Here is an 18,206-nt window from a genome sequence, read left to right as displayed (position 1 = left end):
CCGGCGCCGCGCGCGCGCCGGACGAATGGCTGGGGCAGTTGCGCCGCCTGGCCGAGCCGATGCGCGACGGCGAGGCCCGCGCGGCGGCCCTGTTCGCCGAGTGCGCGGCGGCGTTCGAGGCCACCTTCGGCGTCTGGGACCGCGAGGCCATCCAGCGCAGCCTCGACCAGCAGGACTTCGAGGGCGCCTACGCCGCCCTGCAATGGGTGATCCACAAACACGAATTGACATTATGGTAAAGCTTTTCCTCATCGTGGCCGGCTGGCTGCTGGCGGCCGCCGCGCACGGCCAGCAACTGCCGCTGCGCACCTTCGGCCAGCTGGACGGCCTGGCCAACCAGGCGGTGCAGGCGCTGGCGCAGGACCGCGCCGGCTATCTGTGGGCCGGCACCGAGAACGGCCTGTACCGCTTTGACGGCAGCCGCTTCCGCCGCCATGGCGCCCGGCAAGACCTGTACATCACGGCGCTGCACGTCGATCCGGCCGGGCGGCTGTGGGTGGGCGCGGAGCAGGGCTTGTTCGTGCTGGACGGCCAGCGCCTGCGGCCGGTGCTGCGCGTCGACGGCCGTGCGCTGCCGGTGCGGGTCGGCCAGCACCTGTTGTCGGCCGGCGCCGAGCAGGTGCTGGTGCAGTCCAACGGCCGCCTGCACCGGGTGCAGGCGGACGGCAAGGGCGGCTGGCACGCGGTGCAGGTGTTCACCCCGGCGCAGATCGCCGAGCATCCGCAACTGGTCGACCTGGAGGGCGTGCTGCGCGACCCCGACGGCACCCTGTGGCTGGGCTGCGGGGCCGGCCTGTGCCGCTACCGCGCCGGCGCGCTGAGCGTGCTGGGCGGCGCGGACGGTCTGCCGGCCCAGCACTGGAGCGGCCTGTTGCGCGACGTCAACGGCGCCCTGTGGATCAGCAACGCCAACCGCGTGATGCAGCTGGCGCCCGGCGCGCAGCGCTTTGGCGACCGCACGCCGCGCGACTACGGTACCGGGGTGCAGACGCGGGCGGTGCCGCTGGCGCAGGACCGCGACGGCCGCCTGATCAGCGTGACCGACAACGGCTTCTTCCGCCTCGGTGAAAAGGGCTGGGAACACTATGGCGCGGCGCAGGGTTTGCGGCTGGGCGCCGGCTTCCATGCCTTGCTGCTGGACCGCGACGGCGACGCCTGGCTGGGCCTGCCGGGGCGCGGCGTGGCGCAATGGCAGGGCTACCGCCACTGGGAGAACTGGACCCGCCAGGAGGGCTTGCCGGACGACGATATCTGGTCCATCCTGCGCGGCCGCGACGGCGTGCTGCACGTCGGCACCGGCGCCGGGCTGGCGCAATGGCGCGGCCAGCGATTCGCGCACGCGGCCGACGCTGGCGCCGAGCAGTGGGCGGCGCTGGCCGAGGACGCCGATGGCGCGCTGTGGGCCGGCGACATGACCGGCCGCCTGATCCGGCGCGACGCCGGCGGCAGCGCGCGCACCGTGGCCCAGTTGGCCACCGGCGTGATGTACCAGTTGCTGTTCGATCCCGACGGCCAGCTGTGGATCGTGTCCGAAAGCGGCCTGTATCTGATGGCCGATCCGCGCGGCAAGGCGCCGCCGCGCCGGGTCGAGGCCAGCGTGGCCTTGCTGGGGGACGACGCCGGCTTCACCAGCGCCTGCCTGGACGCGGGGGGCGGCCTGTGGTTCGTCGGCGACCGCAAGCTGCTGCGCCGCCAGGACGGCCACTGGTCGCGCCCGGCGCTGCCGGCGGGCGCCGACAAAGTCTCGCACGTGGCGTGCGACGGCCACACCGTGTGGCTGGCGCAGGACCATGGCACGGCGCTGTGGCATGCCGACAGCGGCGCCGCGCAACCGCAATGGCAGCCGCACCGGCACGAGGCGCTGGAGGGCCGCATGCTGCAATCGATGCTGGTCGACCGCCGCCACTGGCTGTGGCTGGGGACCGATTCCGGCCTGATGGTGTGGAACGGCCAGCGCTGGCGCATCTTCGACCAGCGCAGCGGCATGGTGTGGAACGACAGCAACCAGCACGCCCTGTACGCCGACCGCGACGGCTCGATCTGGGTCGGCACCAGCAACGGCCTGTCGCACCTGCTGCGGCCGGAGGCGCTGTTCGAGCCGCGCGTCATCCCGCTGCAACTGGCGGCGGCGCGCTATGGCGGCCCGCTCGCGCCGGGCGCCGCCGTGGCGTGGAGCGGCGCCGCGCTGGAGGTGCAGCTGGCGGCGCCGCTGTACCAGAATCACGAGACGCTGAGCTTCCGCTACCGCCTGCTGGGGCTGGAGAGCGGCTGGTCGGCCAGCGAGAACGGGGTGCTGCGCTATCCGGCGCTGGCGCCCGGCAACTACCGCTTGCAGGTGATGGCCCAGCACAGCTCGCTACAAGCCAGCTCGGCCGTGCTGGAGCTGCCGCTGACCATCGAGCCGCCCTGGTGGCAGACGCGCTGGGCCTACGCCGGCGCCGCGCTGCTGGCGCTGCTGGTGATCGGCCTGCTGCACCGCTACCGGGTGGCGCGGGTGCTGCGCCAGCGCGCCCTGCTGGAGCGGCGCGTGGCCGAGCGCACGGCCGAACTGGAGGCCTCGCGCGAGGAGCACCGCCTGCGTTCGCTCAAGGATGGCCTGACCCAGGCCTGGAACCGGGTGGCCCTGATGGAGCGGCTGGCGGCGCTGATGGCGCCGGGCGGCGCGCCGTTCCTGCTGGTGCTGCTGGACCTCGATTATTTCAAGCGCATCAACGACACCCACGGCCACCTGGCCGGCGACGAGGTGCTGCGCGAGGTGGTGCGGCGGGTGCAGGGCCAGTTGCGCGCCAGCGACACCGTGGGCCGCTACGGCGGCGAGGAATTCATGCTGTTGCTGCCGGGCCTGGACCTGGCCAGCGGCGCGCCGCGGCTGGAGCAGCTGCACCGCGCCATCTGCGCCGCGCCGGTGCGCATCGACGAGCAGCTGCAACTGCCCATCAGCTGTAGCTGCGGGGTGGTGGCCGGGCGCGCCGGCGCGGCGTGCAGCGCCGAGCAGTGGATCGGCCTGGCCGACGCCGCCCTGTACCGCGCCAAGGCGCTGGGGCGGGCCCGGATTGAGTACGCGGCGGACGACGCCTGTTGTAGCGATGAAACACCCGATTGATCTCGTGCCGGTGCAGACCGCATCATAGCAAGCGTTACCGGCACTGTTTTTGGAAGGTAAGACCCATGATACGAATTTTGATCGCCGACGACCACGCCATTGTGCGCGGCGGCCTGCTCCAGCTGTTCGGCCTGGCCGGCGACATGACCGTGGTCGGCCAGGCCACCAACGGCGGCCAGGTGATAGACAGCGTGCGCACCCTGGCGTGCGACCTGGTGCTGTTGGACATGTCGATGCCCGGCATCAGCGGCATCGACCTGATCGGCCGCATCCGCGCCCACGCGCCGGCCCTGCCGATCCTGGTGCTGAGCATGCACAACGAGGCGCTGGTGGTGCGGCGCGCCCTCAAGGCCGGCGCCAACGGCTACATGACCAAGGAGGGCGACCCGGAGACGCTGTTGCAGGCGGTGCGGCGGGTGGCCGCCGGCGGTCGCTACATCGACCCCGGCCTGGCCGAGCAAATGGTGTTCGAGAGCGAGGGCGGGCAGTACGAACAGGCCCACGCGCAACTGTCGAACCGCGAGCTGAGCATCTTCCGCCTGTTCGTGCGCGGCAAGACGGTCAACCAGATCGCCGACGAGCTGGCCATCAGCAACAAGACGGTCAGCACCCACAAGGCGCGCCTGATGCAGAAGATGGGCTTCCAGAGCAACGCCGACATGCTGCGCTACGGCATCGATCACGCGCTGGGCGAGTAGGGTAGGGATTTCCTTACCGCGGATCGGCCTTGCCTGATAGGCGAGGACCGCGTCCTCCCGCATACTGGCCGCTGTCTTGGATGAATCTGGAGCGGGGGAATGGGGGACGGGCGCGCGCCCGCCGGCGGTTTGCTGCTGGCATTGCTGACTTGCTGGCTGGCGCCGGCCGTCGCCGCGGAATCGCTGCAACAGTGGCGCCTGGCGGTGACGCAGGCCGGGGTGCTGGCCGAGCAGGACGTCAAGCAGGCGCACGCGCAGGCGCTGCGCTTGCAGGCGGCGCCGCCCGACGCCAGCGGCGCCGACCGCACCAGCGCGCTGAACCTGCTGGCCCGCACCGAGATGTTGATGGCCAACACCGACGCGGCCGGCGAGCTGGCCGCGCGGGCGCTGGCCCAGGCTCGCCAGCAGGGCGACCGCATCGGCCAGGCCGAGGCCAATCTGGTGTTGGCGCGCAACACCGTGAATCAGGGCCGCATCGACCGCCTGTACGGCGTCACCACCGACGCCATGGCCAGCCTGGACGGCGTGGCCCGGCCGGCGCTGCTGGCGGAAGTGATGCTGCACACCTCCCTGATGTACAACCGCCAGGGCAAGCTGGACGAGTCGGTGGCGATTTGCGTGCAGGCGCTGGATATCGCCCGCCTCAGCGCGGTGCCGCGCGCGTTGGCGTTCGCGCACCGCTGCATGGGGCTGGCGTTCGGCCAGGCCGGCAAGAACGGCGAGGCCATGCCGCACTATCTGGCGATGGCCCGGATGGCGCGCCAGGACGGCTCGCGGCTGCTGCTGGGCGAGGCGCTGCTGGGCGAGGGCAATCTGCTGGTCAACAGCGGCGAGCCGCGCCGCGGCGAAGCCGTGATACGCGAGGCCCTCTCGCTGTTCCGCGAGCTCGACAGTCCGTTCAACACCAGCAACAGCCTGTACAGCCTGGGCGCCGTGCTGTCGCAGCAGGGACGGCATGCCGAGGCCCTGCAGGCGTTCGGCGAAGGCGCCGCCATTTACCAGCGCCATCCGAATCCGATCGCCCAGTGGTGGGCCCTGTCGGCGCTGAGCGCCGAGCAAGACAAGCTGGGCAACCCGGGCGCCGCCCGCGGCGACGCCGAGGCGGCCTATCGGCTGGCCCAGAAGGTGGGGCAGGAACCCTACCTGGGCAACAGCGCGCGCCAGCTGGCGGCGCTGGCGGCGCGCCGCGGCGATTACCGGCAGGCCTACGCCTACCTGCGCGAGGCCGGCGAGCGCGCGGCCCAGATCGCGCGCGCCCAGACCGGCACGCGGGTGATGGAACTGGCCGCGCGCTACGAATCCGAAAGCAAGCAGCGCCGCATCGACGCGCTGACCCGCAGCAACGCCAGCCAGCAGCTGGAACTGGAGCGGCGCGCCGGCCAGCAGCGCTGGATGTGGACCGTGCTGGGCGGCAGCCTGGCGCTGCTGGTGTGCATCGTCATCTTCATGACCCGGCTGCGCCGCTCGCATCGCCTGGTGGCCCGGCTCAACGCCGACCTCGAACGCACCGTGCAGCGGCGCACCGCCGAACTGCGCCAGCAAAGCCGCTACCTGCGGGTGCTGATCGACACGCTGCCGTGGTGGGTCTGGTTCAAGGACACCGACAGCCGCTACCTGGCGGTCAACCGCACGGTGGCGGCCACCTGGTCGCGCGGCGTGGACGAGATGGTGGGCCTGTCCGAGGACGACGTGATGCCGGGGCTGGCCGCGCATTTCCGCCAGGAGGACCAGGAGGTGATGGCCAGCCGCCAGGCGCGCACGGTGGAGACCCGGCAAATGGGGCCGGACGGCCTGCGCTGGGTGGAAACCTTCAAGGCGGCGGTGGTGGACGAGGATGGCAGCGTGCTGGGCACGGTGGGGCTGGCGCGCGACATCACCGAGCGCAAGCAGGTGGAGGCGGCGCGCGAGGCGGCGCTGGAGGAGGCGCGCCAGCTGGCGCGGCTGCGCAGCGAGTTCCTGGCGCAGATGAGCCACGAGTTGCGCACGCCGCTGAACGGCATCCTCGGCTATTCCCAGCTGCTGCGGCGCGATCCCGCCCTGAGCGAGCGCCAGCGCGCCGGCGCCAGCGTGATCCACGACAGCGGCGAGCACCTGCTGACGCTGATCAACGACCTGCTCGATTCGGCCAAGATCGAGGCCAACAAGCTGGAGGCGCAGCCGGCGCCGGTGGCGCTGCGCCAGTGCCTGCAGGTGCTGGCCGACATGGTGCGCGTCAGCGCCGAGCAAAAGCGGCTGCGCTTCGATTGCGAGATCGGCGCGGCGGTGCCGGCCATGGTGCTGACCGACGAGCGGCGCCTGCGCCAGGCCTTGCTCAACCTGCTGGCCAACGCCGTCAAGTTCACCGACCGGGGCGGCGTCAGCCTGCGCGTCAACGCGCTCGAGGACGGGCGCGTGCGGTTCGAGGTGCGCGACACCGGGGTCGGCATCGAGGCCGGCCAGCGCGAGCGCATCTTCCTGCCGTTCGAGCAGGCCGGCGAACTGCTGCGGCGCCAGGACGGGACCGGCCTCGGCCTGGCCATCAGCCGCCAGTTCGTGCGCCTGCTGGGCGGCGAGATCTCGCTCGACAGCCAGCTGGGGCAGGGCTGCCGCTTCTGGTTCGACCTGACGCTGCCGGTGGTGGAGGCGCCGGCGCCGGAGCTGGCCGCGCCGCAGTGGATCACCGGCTATCACGGAGCGCGCCGGCGCCTGCTGGTGGCCGACGACCAGCCCGGCAACCGCCGCCTGCTGTACGACATGCTGGCGCCGCTGGGCTTCGCCGTGGACCAGGTCGGCCACGGCCAGGCGGTGCTGGACCAGCTGGTGCTGGAGCCGCCGGACCTGATCCTGATGGATATCGCCATGCCGGGCATGAATGGCCTGGAGACGGTGCGCCGGCTGCGCGCCGATCCGGCCTGGGCGGCGCTGCCGGTCATCGCCGTGTCGGCCAGCGCCGGCGGCGCCGACCGCCAGCAATTGCTGGACGCCGGCTTTAGCGACCGCCTGTCCAAGCCGGTCGACCTCGACCTGCTGCTGGCCATGCTGCGCCGTTGCCTGCAACTCGACTGGCAGCACCGGGCGCCGCAGCCGGCGCCGGGCGAGGACGGCGGCGCCGACCTGCTGGCGCCGCCGCCGGAGGAAATGGCGGTGCTGCACGACCTGGCGCAGCTCGGCAATATGCGCGCCATCAGCGAGCGCGCCGACTACCTGCAGCGGCTGGACCCGCGCTACCGCCCGTTCGCCGCGCAACTGCGCCAGCTGGCCCGGGGTTATCAGTCGCAAGCCTTGTTGCAACTTGTGGAACGTCATCTGGGGAGTACATCATGACACAGCGGAAACTGGCCTGGGGTTGCCTGGGCTGCGGCGCGCTGGCGTGGGCCGCCTGCGCGCAGGCGCAGGAGCCGCCGCCGGCGGTGCTGGTGGAGGGCAAGCGCGCCAGCCTGATGACGGCGCGGCAGATCAAGCGCGACCAGCTGGCCATCGTCGACGCGGTGGTGGCGGACGAGGTGCAGGCGCTGCCCGACCTCAGCGTGACCGACGCCCTGCAACGGATCAGCGGCGTGCAGGTGGCGCGCGACCGCGGCGAGGGCGCCAATGTCGCCCTGCGCGGCCTGACCCAGATCGAGACCACGCTCAACGGCCGCGAGGTGTTCACCGCCGGCACCGGCCGCAACCTGGACTTCGCCGACGTGCCGGCCGAGCTGGTGGCCGGCATCGACGTCTACAAGAGCGCCAGCGCGGCCCAGGTCGAGGGCGGCCTGGGCGGCACCATCGATCTGCGCACCCGGCGTCCGCTCGACTTCGCCGGCGCCCATCTGGCCGGCAGCGCGCGCCTGGTGCGCGACGCCCTGGCCGGACACAGCCAGCCGCAGTGGTCGCTGCTGGCCAGCCAGCGCTGGCGCGGCGACGGCGGCGCCGAGTGGGGCGCGCTGGTGAGCCTGGTGCACCAGCTGCGCGCCTGGCGCGAGGACCAGTACAGCTTTGGCGCGCCGCAGTGGCGCGACGACCTGCTGCCCGGCCGCCGGGTGGCGGTGTCCGGCAGCACCACCGAATCGGCCAACGCCGGGCGCCGCCAGCGCGACACCGTGGCCGTCGCGCTGCAATGGCGGCCCGCGCCCGGGGTCGAATGGTATGCCGAGGGCAACTGGCAGCAATTCCTGACGCGCCAGGACACCGCCCAGCTGGTGCTGGGGACCGGGACCGCCTTCGTGCCGGGCAGCGTGGCGCTGTTCCCCGGCACCAGCGACGTCAGCCGCATTGACTGGCTGGGCGTGCCGACCAGCATCTTCAGCTTCGCGCGCGACACGGTGGACCGCAACCGCGCGCTGGCGCTGGGCGGCAGTTGGCGCAGCGGGGCGTTGCGGCTGGCGGCCGACCTGAGCTACAGCGACAGCCACAACAACCTGTACTTCGCCGGCCCGACGCTGAAAGGCACGGCCGACCTGGTGCGCGCCGATCTGTCGGGCCCCCACCCGGCGGTGACCGTGGCGGGCGACGGCCTGCGCGATCCGGCCCGCTTGCAGCTGGACAGCATCGCCTATCGCGCGCGGCCCTACGACGGCCAGTTGCAGGCGCTCAAGCTGGACGGCAGCTATGCCCCGGACGGCTGGCTGGACAGCCTGGCGGCCGGCCTGCGCCTGGCGCGCCGCACGGCCGGCAACGCCCCGGGCCAGATCAACGGCGACTTGCCGGCGCCCGCCGGGCAGAGCCTGGCGGCGTTGCCGGCGCTGGCGACGGCCTATCCGTATCCGGTGTTTTTCCCCGACGGCGGCGCCGGCGCCAGCAACTACCTGATCGGCAGCCTGGCGCTGGCGCGCGACGCCGCCGCCCTGCGCCGTCAGGCCGGCCTGACGGCGCCGCTGCCGCGGGCCGGCGGCGCGCTCAGCGTATGGCGCATCCGCGAGCAGACCGACGCCGCCTATCTGCAGGCGCGCTTCCACGGCGACGCGCTGGCGCTGGAGGGCGAGGCCGGGCTGCGCGTGGTGCGCACGCGCGAGGCGGTGGCGGGCACGCAATCCACGCCGTCGAGCGGCACGCTGGCGCCGATCGCGCTGGACCACGATTATCTGGACTACCTGCCCAGCCTGAACCTGCGCCACACGCTGGCGGACGGCTGGTACTTGCGCGGCGCGGCCTCGAAGTCGCTGACGCGGCCCAATTTCGATCAGTTGTCTCCCTCGCTGACGCTGACGCCCAACAGCATCACCCCCAGCGCCAACAGCGGCAGCGCCGGCAACCCGGCCTTGCAGCCGGTGCGCGCCAACAACCTGGACCTGGCGCTGGAGCGCTACGTCGGCGCCAGCGCCGCCGCCACCGTGACCGTGTTCCACAAGCGCATCGATGGCCTGATCGGCAACGCCAACCGGACCGAGTTGCACGACGGCGCGCTATACCAGGTCAGCCGGCCCTACAACCGCAGCCCGGCGATCGTGCGGGGCGCCGAGCTGGGCTATCAGCAAATGTACGACTTCCTGCCGGGCTGGATGAGCGGGCTGGGGACGCAAGTGAATTTCACCCTGGCCGACAGCGCCACCCCCAACGCCCAGCTGGGCGGCGACACCGCGCTGCCCAATCTGTCGCGCCGCAGCGCCAACCTGATCGGCATCTATGAAAAAGGGCCGCTGTCGGGCCGGCTGGCCTACAACTGGCGCGACCGCTTCCTCAGCAGCATTAACAGCAGCGGCGCCGGGGTGTTGCCGGTGTACACCGAGGGCTATGGCTGGCTGGATGCCTCGTTCGGCTACCGGGTCAGTCCGGGGCTGACGCTGGCCATGGAGGGCAGCAACCTGCTGCGCACGGTGCGCCGCGCCAACTTCGGCAGCGACAGCCGGCCGCAAAGCCTGTGGACCAATGACCGCCAGTGGAGCATCACTGCGCGCTTCCATCTATGACGCATGAAAAAGGAAAGAACATGCAAGTAATGTCGTTTTACGAGCAATACTTAACGGGGCTGCGCTCGGCCCTGCTGTTGCTGGAGCAGGCGCTGGAAAATCGTCAGCCGGCGCATGGCGTGGGCGAGCATTTCTTGCGCTTGCGCCTGCTGTTCGAGGACGCCACGGTGAGTTTCGACCACGTCATGCGCTGCATGCAGGCGCATGCCCAGACCGGCGGACCGCAGATCGAAGGCGAACTGGCCGCCCGGCTGGACGAATGCCGCGACAAACTGGTGGCGCTGCGGGTGCGCTGCACCCCCAGCCACCAGGTCTCGTAGCGGGGCGACCTTGCCGCGTGGTGTCAGGCGGCGGCCGGCGCGTATTCGATGCGGTTGCGGCCGTTTTCCTTGGCGCGGTACAGGGCCTGGTCGGCCAGCTCGATCAGTTGCGCCATCGACAGCGGCCGTTGCGGGTCGAAGGCGATCGCGCCAAAGCTGCCGGTGACGGCCAGGGTCTGCCGCTCGTCGATGCGGACCGGCTCATGGCGGATCGCGTGGCGCAGTTCCTCCACCCGCCCGTGGCCGTTGGCCTGGTTCAGGCCCGGCAGCAGCACCAGGAATTCCTCGCCGCCGTAGCGGCCCACCGCGTCGCTCTGGCGCACGGCCGCGCTCAGGCGCGCCACCGTTTCGCGCAGCACGGCGTCGCCGGCGGCATGGCCGTAGTTGTCGTTGATGCGCTTGAAATAATCGAGATCGAGCAACACCAGCAGCAGCGGCTGCCGCTGGGCCAGCGCCTGCGCCAGCGCGTGCTCGACGAGCTCCAGGATGGCGCCGCGGTTCCAGGCGCCGGTCAGGCTATCCCGCAGCGCGCGCTGGCGCAATTGCTCGCGTGACTGTTCCAGTTCGCGCGTGCGCTCGCGCACCAGTTGCTCGGTGTGCAGCTGGCGCTTGAGCAGATGCCGCACCCGCAGACGGTAGGCCAGCGCCAGCAGCAGCGCGCCCAGCGCCGCGCACAGCAGATAGAACGGCCAGGTGCGCCACCACGGCGGCAGGATCGAGACCGCGTGGGTCTGCACCGGCGACCTGCTGTGGCTGTAGTCATTGCTGGCGTAGTATTCGAATTGGTAGTCGCCCGGGGGCAGGGTGGCGTAGCGCAGGTGCGGCGTGGCGGTGACGGCCCAGTCGTTCTCCAGTCCCGCCAGCCGGTAGTGGAAACGCAGCGCGCCGCGATTCTGCGCATGCAGGCTGGCCAGCTCCAGTTCCAGCGGCGCGTTGGCCCATGGCAGTTGCCATTGCCGGTCCGGCGCCAGCGGTTCGGCGCCGCGCCGGGCCGTCTCGATGCGCACGCTCAGTTGCCGCGGCGCGAACAACAGTTCCGGATGCAGCACATGGGAGGCGCCGTTGCTGGTGGCGATCCACATCGACCCGTCCGTCGCCTCGTAAAAGCCCTGGCCGTTGGTGTCGTTCCAGACCAGGCCATCGTCCTGGTTGAAGAAGCGCCAGTGGGCGCGATTCCAGATGGCCACGCCGGCATCGGTGGCCACCCACAGCCAGCCGCGCCGGTCTTCCAGCAGCCCCACAATGCTGGCGCCGGCCAGCAGCGGACTGTCGACCGCCTTGAATTGCACGCCGGCGGCGCCGACGGTGGCGCGCCAGAGCCGGCCACGGGTGTCGCTGAGCCACAGCGCGCCGTCGGCGGCACAGCTCATGACCGACAACTCGGCATCGCCGTCCGGGATGGCGACGTGGCTGTGCCAGCCTGTGCTGTCCAGTTGCAGCAGTTGATTCATTTTCAGGAACCACAGGCTGCCGTCCGGCGCCTGGCATTGGCTGAGGGATGCGGTCGCATCGTTGCCTTTGGACTGGGTCAGGCCCTCGGGGGCGCGGACCGGCTGGCGACCGTCGCCGGTGCCGCTCACGGCCACGCCGTCGTAGGTAGAGAGCCAGAGACGCTGCTGGCGGTCGACCAGCAACGAGGTCACCCCCGTCAGATCCTGGGCGTGAATACGCGCGCGGCCATCACGGGCCAGGCGCGCCAGCACGCCGGAAAAGGTCGCGCCCCAGATCTGGCCGTCGCCGTCAAGCGCCAGGCTGGACCATCGGAGCGGGGGCAGGCCGGTGGCCACCGGCGCGAACTGCCGCGCCCCCGGCGGCAAACGGGCCAGGCCGGAACGGGTGCCGGTGTAGAGCACGCCGTCGGCAGCGTGCACAAAGGACAGCACCACATCGTTCGGCAAGCCTTGCGCGGTGGTCCAGTTTTCCCAGTTGCCATAACCGCGCCAGTTGACCAATCCCAGGCCGCGCGAGCCCAGCCACAGGCCGCCATCCGCATCGAATTGCAGCGCGGTGACGCCACCGGCCGAGCGCAGGCCATTGGCGGCGCCGTAGTGCTCCCAGTGATCCTGGCTCCAGCGTATCACGCCATCGTCGGCATTGCTCAGCACCCGGCCCTGGCGGTCCTCGGCCAGGACCGGCCGCAGCGGCTCCTGGCGGAACATGCCCGGCAGCGTGCGGTCGACAAACCGTTGCGCCCCGGCCGGCAAGGCGATGATGTGGCGATCGCCGCGCACCCATAACTGGCCGCCGCGGTCGCGCAGGAAGGCGCGCCAGTCCTCCTTTGGCACGCCCTGCGCCGGCCCCCATACGGTCAGCCCATCGGCTCCCTGGTGGCAGAGCGCGCCATCGCAGCCGAACCATAACGCGCCGCCGGCCTCGGCCAGCACGCCGCTGACGCGGGCCAGCGCCATATTCTGCGCGACGCGCTCCTCCGAATACACCGGCCGCACTTCCGTCTTGCCGTCGCGCAGCGTCAGCGTATAGATGCGCTGGCCGGTGATCAGATAACGCGTGCCATCGGGCGCGATGGACATGTTTTGCGACGGCCACATATTGATCTTGCGGCCGTCGTCACGCAACACGGGGCGCAGGCGGCCGCCGGTTTCGAGATAAAGATTGCTGTAATTGGAGACCCAGACATGGCCCTCGTGGTCCACCGTCACGCCGGTCACCTGTACTTCGCCCAGCCCCTCACGCTGCGCATAGCGCTGGAAACTGGTGCCGTTATGGCGATACAGGCCGTTCTCGGTGCCCAGCCACAGATAGCCGTCGGGGGACTGGGCCATTGCTGTGACGGCAAGGTTGCCCAGCCCTTCCTGCTGGCCATAGTAGCGCGCGGGCACCTGCTGCCCCATTGATATGGCCGGCACCAGCAGTGCCAGCGTCAGCGCGGCCGCAGCCCGCAACATGCCTTGTGTAATCGCTCTTCCCAGCAAAACGTATCCCCGTGATTCCTGACCGCATTATTGATGCAAGACAAGCTTATGGCGGAGTTCGGTTTTTGCCAAGCGGATTTTGCGATGCCGGCGTTCAGGGCCAGTGCGATGGCTTGAATTCCTCCGGGTGGCAACTGAGTTGCTGGGCCGCCGCGAAGCGCGCGAACTCCGCCGGCCCCACGCGATTGGCGAAGATCGACCAGCTGAACATGCGGGCGTACAGCCGCATGCGCTCGCGCGGCGCCTGGCGGAAGGCGGCGTCGGCCGCCAGGGCCTGCTTCAGGCTGTCGGCGTCCAGGCGCTGCATGCCGGCCCGCACGCCGCCGCCGGCCGCGCCGTCGAACAGCATCAGTTTATCGGCGCCGACTTCCTCGTTCCAGCGCGGCCAGGCCGGCCGTTGCAGGCGCTCGCCGCGGCCCGGCGCGCCGTCGCGGGCAAAGCTGGTCCAGTAGCCGGCCATGGCGTCCGACACGGCCTGGCGGCTGGCGCGGTTGCCCTTGGTGGCGCAGCGCAGCGGATCGAATTCGCCGTCGAGATCGCGCAGGGCGAAGGCGATCTCGATCACGTGGGCCGCGCCCAGCAGCAACTTCAGACGCAGCAGCGGCAGCGGCGGATGCTCGTCCCAGTCGAAGCGGTACACCCACACCTGGCCGTGGCCGCCGGCCAGCATGGCGCTGGCCGGGGCGTCGACGCAATTGGCCTTCCACAGGTCGGACATGTAGCGCGCGTACAACTGGTAGCGGGCCGGATCGCGGATCAGCGGCAGCTGGCCGCCGAGCAGGCGCACGAATTCCGGGTTGTTCGCCATGAACAGCTTGTATTCGTCGCGGTTGCAGCCGATGATGACCGGCACCGCGTTGTAGCGGGCCGGATCGGTGAACCATTGCTCCAGCGGCGCCGCCGGCAGCACCACGCCGTCGCGCAGCACCACCGGGGCGTCGAAGAAGCCCAACCCGGCCGGCGTGATGGCCGTCATCAGCTCGGCCGCCGGGCGGGCGCGCAGCGCGGCCGCCAGCGGCAGGTCCGGCGCCGGCGCCCAGCGGCCCAGCAGTTCGGCCGAGCTGAGCGCGTGCCCGGGTTCGGCGGCGTCGCTGGCGTTGCGCGCCTCCGCCAGGCTGTGGCTGAGCGTGATCGGCGATTGCAGGATGGCTTGGTGGAACAGCCCCTTGGCCAGCGGGCTGGCCAGCATGGTGTAGATGTTCAGCCCACCGGCCGACTCGCCAAACAGGGTGACGTTGCCGGGATCGCCGCCAAAGGCCGCGATGTGCTCGCGCACCCAGCGCAGGGCGGCAATGATGTCCAGCGTGCCGAAGTTGCCGGAGCGGTCCAGCGCCGCGTATTCGCCGTCGCCGGCCGCCTCGTCCAGCGCGGCCAGGCTGAACCAGCCGAAGATGCCGAGCCGGTAGTTGAGCGACACCACCAGCATGCGGTCGTGCCCGGCCAGATTGCGCAGCGCGGTGTAGGCCGAGGCGCTGCCGGCCGTGTTGGCGCCGCCGTGGATCCACACCATCACCGGCAGGCGCGGCGCGTCCTGCGCCAGCTGCGCCGGCGTCATGCGGGGCGCGAACACGTTGAGCGTCAGGCAGTCTTCCGAGCCGGTCACGCTGCCCCATTGCTTGCGCGGCGCGCCGATGGTCTCGCCGGCGAACTGCATGGCGACGGCGCCGTAGTGCAGCGCCTCGCGCACGCCGCTCCAGGCTTGCGGCGGCCGTGGCGCGCGCCAGCGCAGCTCGCCCACCGGCGGCTGGGCGTAGGGAATGCCCAGCCAGGCGTGGGTCTCATGGCGTTCGCCGTAGCCGACCACCGCGCCTTGTGCGGTCACGCGCAGCGAGTCCGGATCGGGCCGGCGCCGGGGCTGGCCCGGCAGCAGGAAGTGGGCCAGCGCCGGCAGCAGCACCAGCGCGCCCACCATATTCCACAGGAACATGAAGGCCAGCAGGATACCCATGTCGGCCTGGAACTTGATCGGCGACCAGATCCAGGTGGCCACGGCGATGGCCAGCGTGACGCCGGTCAGCATCACCACCTTGCCGGTGAATTGCAGCGCGTGGTGGAAAGCCTCGGACAGGCTGGCGCCGGCGCGCTGGCGCGCCAGCACCACGCTCAGCACGTACAGCGCGTAATCGACGCCGATGCCGACGCCCAGCGCGATCACCGGCAGCGTGGCGACCTTGACGCCCATGCCCAGCCACACCATCAGCACCTCGCACAGGATGGAGGTCAGCACCAGCGGCAGCACCGCCACCGCCACCGCGCGCCACGAGCGGAAGGTCAGGTAGCACAGCACGATCACCGCGCCGTACACCCAGTACAGCATGTCGTGCATGGCTTGCCTGACCACGATGTTGGTGGCGGCCTCGATGCCGGCGCTGCCGGCCGCCAGCAGGAATTGCTCCTGCGGCGTGTTGTTCGCGGCGGCGAAGCGTTCGACCGTGCCGACCACGCCGCTCAGGGTGGCGGCCTTGTGGTCCTTCAGGTAGACATACAGCGACAGCAGCGAGCAATTCTGGTTGAACAGCTCGCGCGGCGCGCGCGTCTGCACCGCCCCCAGCGCGCTCTGGTTGGGCGTCAGGTTGTACCACTTGAAGTTGCCCTCGTTGTAGCCGCTGGCGGCCAGCTTGCTGAGCGAGGCCATGGAATTGGTCGAGTCCACGCCCGGCAGCTGTTCCAGCTGCCAGGCCAGGGCGTCGACCTTGGCCAGGGTCTGGTACTGGGTGCACTGGTCGGCGCCGGTCTTGACCATCACCACCAGCACGTCGGCGCTGGCGGCGTAGTTGCGCACCATGAAGGCGTTGTCGCGGTTGTAGCGCGAGTCGGCCCGCAGTTCGGGCGCGCCGGGATCGAGGTCGCCCACCTGCAATTGCAGGCTGACCAGGAAGCCGGCCACCGCCAGCACCGCGCTGGCGATCACCGTCAGCGTGGCCCAGCGGCGCTGGGTGAAGCGGTCGAGCAGGGTCCACAGCCAGGGCTTGCGGCCCTGTTGTGCCTGGTCCGCTTGCAGGCTGCGCGCGGCCGCCCTGGCGCTGACGCCGGTGTACGACAGCAGAATCGGCAGCAGCACCAGGTTGGTGAAGATCAGCACCGCCACGCCGATGCTGGCGATCACCGCCAGATCCTGAATCACCTTGATCTCGATCATGGCCAGCACCAGGAAGCCGACCGCGTCGCACAGCAGCGCCGACATGCCGGCCGCGAACAGGCGGCGGAAGGTGTAGCGCGCGGCCACCACTTTGTGAGTGCCGCGTCCGACGTCCTGCATGATGCCGTTCATCTTCTGCGCGCCGTGGCTCATGCCGATGGCGAACACCAGGAAGGGCACCAGCACCGAGTACGGGTCGAGCTCGTAATGCAGCAGCGACAGCAGGCCGAACTGCCACAACACCGCCACCAGCGAGCACAGCATCACCAGCAAGGTGCTGCGCCAGCAGCGCGTGTACCAGTACAGCACCGCGCTGGCGATGGCGATGGCGGCCACGAAGAACAGCAGCACCTGTTGCAAGCCCTCGATCAGGTCGCCGACGATCTTGGTGAAGCCGGTGATGTGGATGTCCACACCCTCGGCCTGGTACTTGGCGCGGATCGCCTCCAGCTGCTGCGAGAACTGGCGGTAGTCGAGCGCCTGGCCGGTCTGCGGGTTGATGTCCAGCAGCGGCACGAACAGCATGGTGGACTGGAAGTTGGCGGCCACGATCTGGCCGATCTCGCCGGAACGCTCGACGTTGGCGCGCAACACTTCCATGCTGCGCGGCGAGCCGTCGTAGTCGTCCGGGATCACGGTGCCGCCGTCCAGGCCCTCCTCGGTGACGGCGGTCCATCGGGTGTTGGCGGTCCACAGCGATTTCATGAACGGCCGGTCCACGCCCGGCAGCAGGTAGATCTCGTCGTTCATCTGTTGCAGCGTGGCCAGGTAGCGGGCGTCGAAGATGCCGCCCTGGCGCGCGGCCACGGCGATGCGCAGCGAGTTGCCCAGTCCGCTCAGCTCGGTCTTGTGCTCCAGGTAGTTGCGCACGTAGGGATGCGAGGTGGGGATCATCTTGTCGAAGCTGGCGTTCAGCCGCAGGTGCGTGGCTTGCCAGCCCAGCAGCGCGGTCAGCAGCAGGCACAGGGCGATGATCAGCGGGCGGAAGTTGAATAGCGCGCGCTCGGCCAGGTTGCCGGAGCGGGTATCGAAATCCTGTAGCCGCCGGATGACGGGCTGCTGGTCCAGGTCGGGTTCGTTATGCATGGGGTTTCCTGCCTATTTGGTTGAAGATGCCAGCCGCGTGACGCCGCGCAGGCCGGCCACCACCAGCGCGCCATCGGCGGCCTGCGCCAGCGCGGCGGCCGGCAGCGGCCGCGATTGCGGCTGGCGGGTGAAGCTGCGTCCCTGGTCGCGGCTGAGCAGCACGTCGCCGCCCTGGCTGAGCAGGGCCAGGCTGCCGTCGGCCAGCGCGATGCCGGCCGTGATGGCTTGCTGCACCCCGGTCTGGACTTGGGTCCAGCTGCGGCCCTGGTCGCCGGACCACCAGGCGCTGCCGCGCAGGCCGTAGGCCACCAGCTCGCCGCCGGGCGCGGTCAGCAGGCCGAAGTAGCTGCCCTTGTACGGCGAGGCCAGGGTGTCGAAGCTGGCGCCGCCGTCCAGCGAGCGGAACAGCGTACCCTGTTCGCCGGCCAGGTAGAGCGCGCCGCCGGCCGCGCGCATGCCGTACAGGTGCAGACTCTTGGGATTGGCCACGTGCTGTTGCCACGGCTGCCAGCTGCGGCCGCCATCGCCGGTGCGGAACAGCAGGTTGTAGGCGCCGACGATGTAGCCGTTGCTGGCGTCGGCGAAGTACAGGTCGAGGAAGGGCTTGTCCGGGCCGTCCGCCTGCAACTGCGCGGCGGCGCTGGCCTCGGCCGGGGTGGCGGCGGCGCGTGCCAGGGTGTCGGCCGCCTGCACGCCGTCGAACTGCTTGCGCCAGGTCAGGCCGCCGTCGTCGGTGTGCAGCACCACGCCCAGGTGGCCGACGGCCCAGCCCAGTTGCGGCGTGACGAACTGCACCGCCACCAGGCTGACCTGCACCGGCGTCGGCGCCTGGCGCCAGCTGTTGCCGTTGTCGTCGGACAGCAGCACGATGCCGCGCTCGCCCACCGCCACCAGGCGGGGGCCGGCCTGCGCCAGCGCCAGCATGACGGCGCCGCCGGCCTTGGCCGACAGGATGGCGGGGCTGGTCAGCACCGCCGGAGCGGCCGGTTGCGCGGCCGCGGCATGCGGCAGCCAGCCAGCGGCCAGCGTCAGCAGCAGAGTCTTGAGGAGTGTCATGGCG

9 protein-coding genes are annotated in these 18,206 nt (G+C 70.9%); 6 read left to right on the top strand and 3 right to left on the bottom strand.

Annotated elements, in window-relative coordinates; genetic code table 11:
- The 6 genes from GM676_RS31635 to GM676_RS27150 form a co-directional block, all read left to right on the top strand.
- Positions 1–239 (top strand): hypothetical protein (locus GM676_RS31635; RefSeq protein WP_170304371.1); only part of this gene is annotated, 239 nt, incomplete at its 5' end.
- Complete coding sequence (locus GM676_RS27170; RefSeq protein WP_170304370.1) at positions 233–3,103, top strand: diguanylate cyclase; 2,871 nt, start codon at positions 233–235, stop codon at positions 3,101–3,103. The genes GM676_RS31635 and GM676_RS27170, both read left to right, overlap by 7 nt.
- Before the next feature lie 65 nt (positions 3,104–3,168).
- Complete coding sequence (locus tag GM676_RS27165) at positions 3,169–3,801, top strand: response regulator transcription factor (protein WP_155467372.1); 633 nt, start codon at positions 3,169–3,171, stop codon at positions 3,799–3,801.
- 99 nt (positions 3,802–3,900) lie between these two features.
- Entirely contained in the window at positions 3,901–7,104 is a 3,204-nt protein-coding gene (locus GM676_RS27160) for an ATP-binding protein (protein ID WP_155467369.1), read from the top strand.
- Complete coding sequence (locus tag GM676_RS27155; protein ID WP_155467366.1) at positions 7,101–9,668, top strand: TonB-dependent receptor; 2,568 nt, start codon at positions 7,101–7,103, stop codon at positions 9,666–9,668. The genes GM676_RS27160 and GM676_RS27155 overlap by 4 nt, the downstream gene beginning before the upstream one ends.
- A 20-nt stretch (positions 9,669–9,688) precedes the next feature.
- A complete protein-coding gene (locus GM676_RS27150) occupies positions 9,689–9,988 on the top strand; it encodes a hypothetical protein (protein WP_155467363.1) in 300 nt (99 codons plus the stop codon).
- Positions 9,989–10,011: 23 nt separating this feature from the next.
- On the opposite strand, the gene GM676_RS27145 is transcribed toward GM676_RS27150, so the two are convergent.
- The 3 genes from GM676_RS27145 to GM676_RS27135 all read right to left on the bottom strand — a co-directional run bounded on the left by GM676_RS27145 (position 10,012) and on the right by GM676_RS27135 (position 18,202).
- On the bottom strand, positions 10,012–12,894 hold the full coding sequence (locus GM676_RS27145) for a diguanylate cyclase (RefSeq protein WP_155467360.1): 2,883 nt from the start codon (positions 12,892–12,894) through the stop codon (positions 10,012–10,014).
- Positions 12,895–13,015: 121 nt separating this feature from the next.
- Positions 13,016–17,146 carry a carboxylesterase family protein gene (locus GM676_RS33010; RefSeq protein ID WP_155467357.1) on the bottom strand — a complete coding sequence of 1,377 codons (4,131 nt, stop codon included), beginning with the start codon at positions 17,144–17,146 and terminating at the stop codon, positions 13,016–13,018.
- A 12-nt stretch (positions 17,147–17,158) separates the two neighbouring features.
- Positions 17,159–18,202, bottom strand: a complete 1,044-nt coding sequence (locus GM676_RS27135; protein ID WP_229262890.1) for a WD40/YVTN/BNR-like repeat-containing protein — start codon at positions 18,200–18,202, stop codon at positions 17,159–17,161.
- Positions 18,203–18,206: the final 4 nt, after the last annotated feature.

Origin of the sequence: Duganella radicis (genome assembly GCF_009720825.1) — a bacterium.
GTDB classification, from domain to species: Bacteria; Pseudomonadota; Gammaproteobacteria; order Burkholderiales; family Burkholderiaceae_D; genus Rugamonas; species Rugamonas radicis.
Note: the sequence above shows the minus strand (reverse complement) of the source record. Positions and strands in the feature narration are given on the sequence as shown.

What these genes read in the sequence shown, in the direction of transcription:
- GM676_RS27170 (WP_170304370.1), top strand. Translation starts at nt 233, where the DNA reads ATGGTAAAGCTTTTCCTCATCGTGGCCGGCTGGCTGCTGGCGGCCGCC.
- GM676_RS27165 (WP_155467372.1), top strand. Translation starts at nt 3,169, where the DNA reads ATGATACGAATTTTGATCGCCGACGACCACGCCATTGTGCGCGGCGGC.
- GM676_RS27160 (WP_155467369.1), top strand. Translation starts at nt 3,901, where the DNA reads ATGGGGGACGGGCGCGCGCCCGCCGGCGGTTTGCTGCTGGCATTGCTG.
- GM676_RS27155 (WP_155467366.1), top strand. Translation starts at nt 7,101, where the DNA reads ATGACACAGCGGAAACTGGCCTGGGGTTGCCTGGGCTGCGGCGCGCTG.
- GM676_RS27150 (WP_155467363.1), top strand. Translation starts at nt 9,689, where the DNA reads ATGCAAGTAATGTCGTTTTACGAGCAATACTTAACGGGGCTGCGCTCG.
- GM676_RS27145 (WP_155467360.1), bottom strand. Translation starts at nt 12,894, where the DNA reads ATGTTGCGGGCTGCGGCCGCGCTGACGCTGGCACTGCTGGTGCCGGCC.
- GM676_RS33010 (WP_155467357.1), bottom strand. Translation starts at nt 17,146, where the DNA reads ATGCATAACGAACCCGACCTGGACCAGCAGCCCGTCATCCGGCGGCTA.
- GM676_RS27135 (WP_229262890.1), bottom strand. Translation starts at nt 18,202, where the DNA reads ATGACACTCCTCAAGACTCTGCTGCTGACGCTGGCCGCTGGCTGGCTG.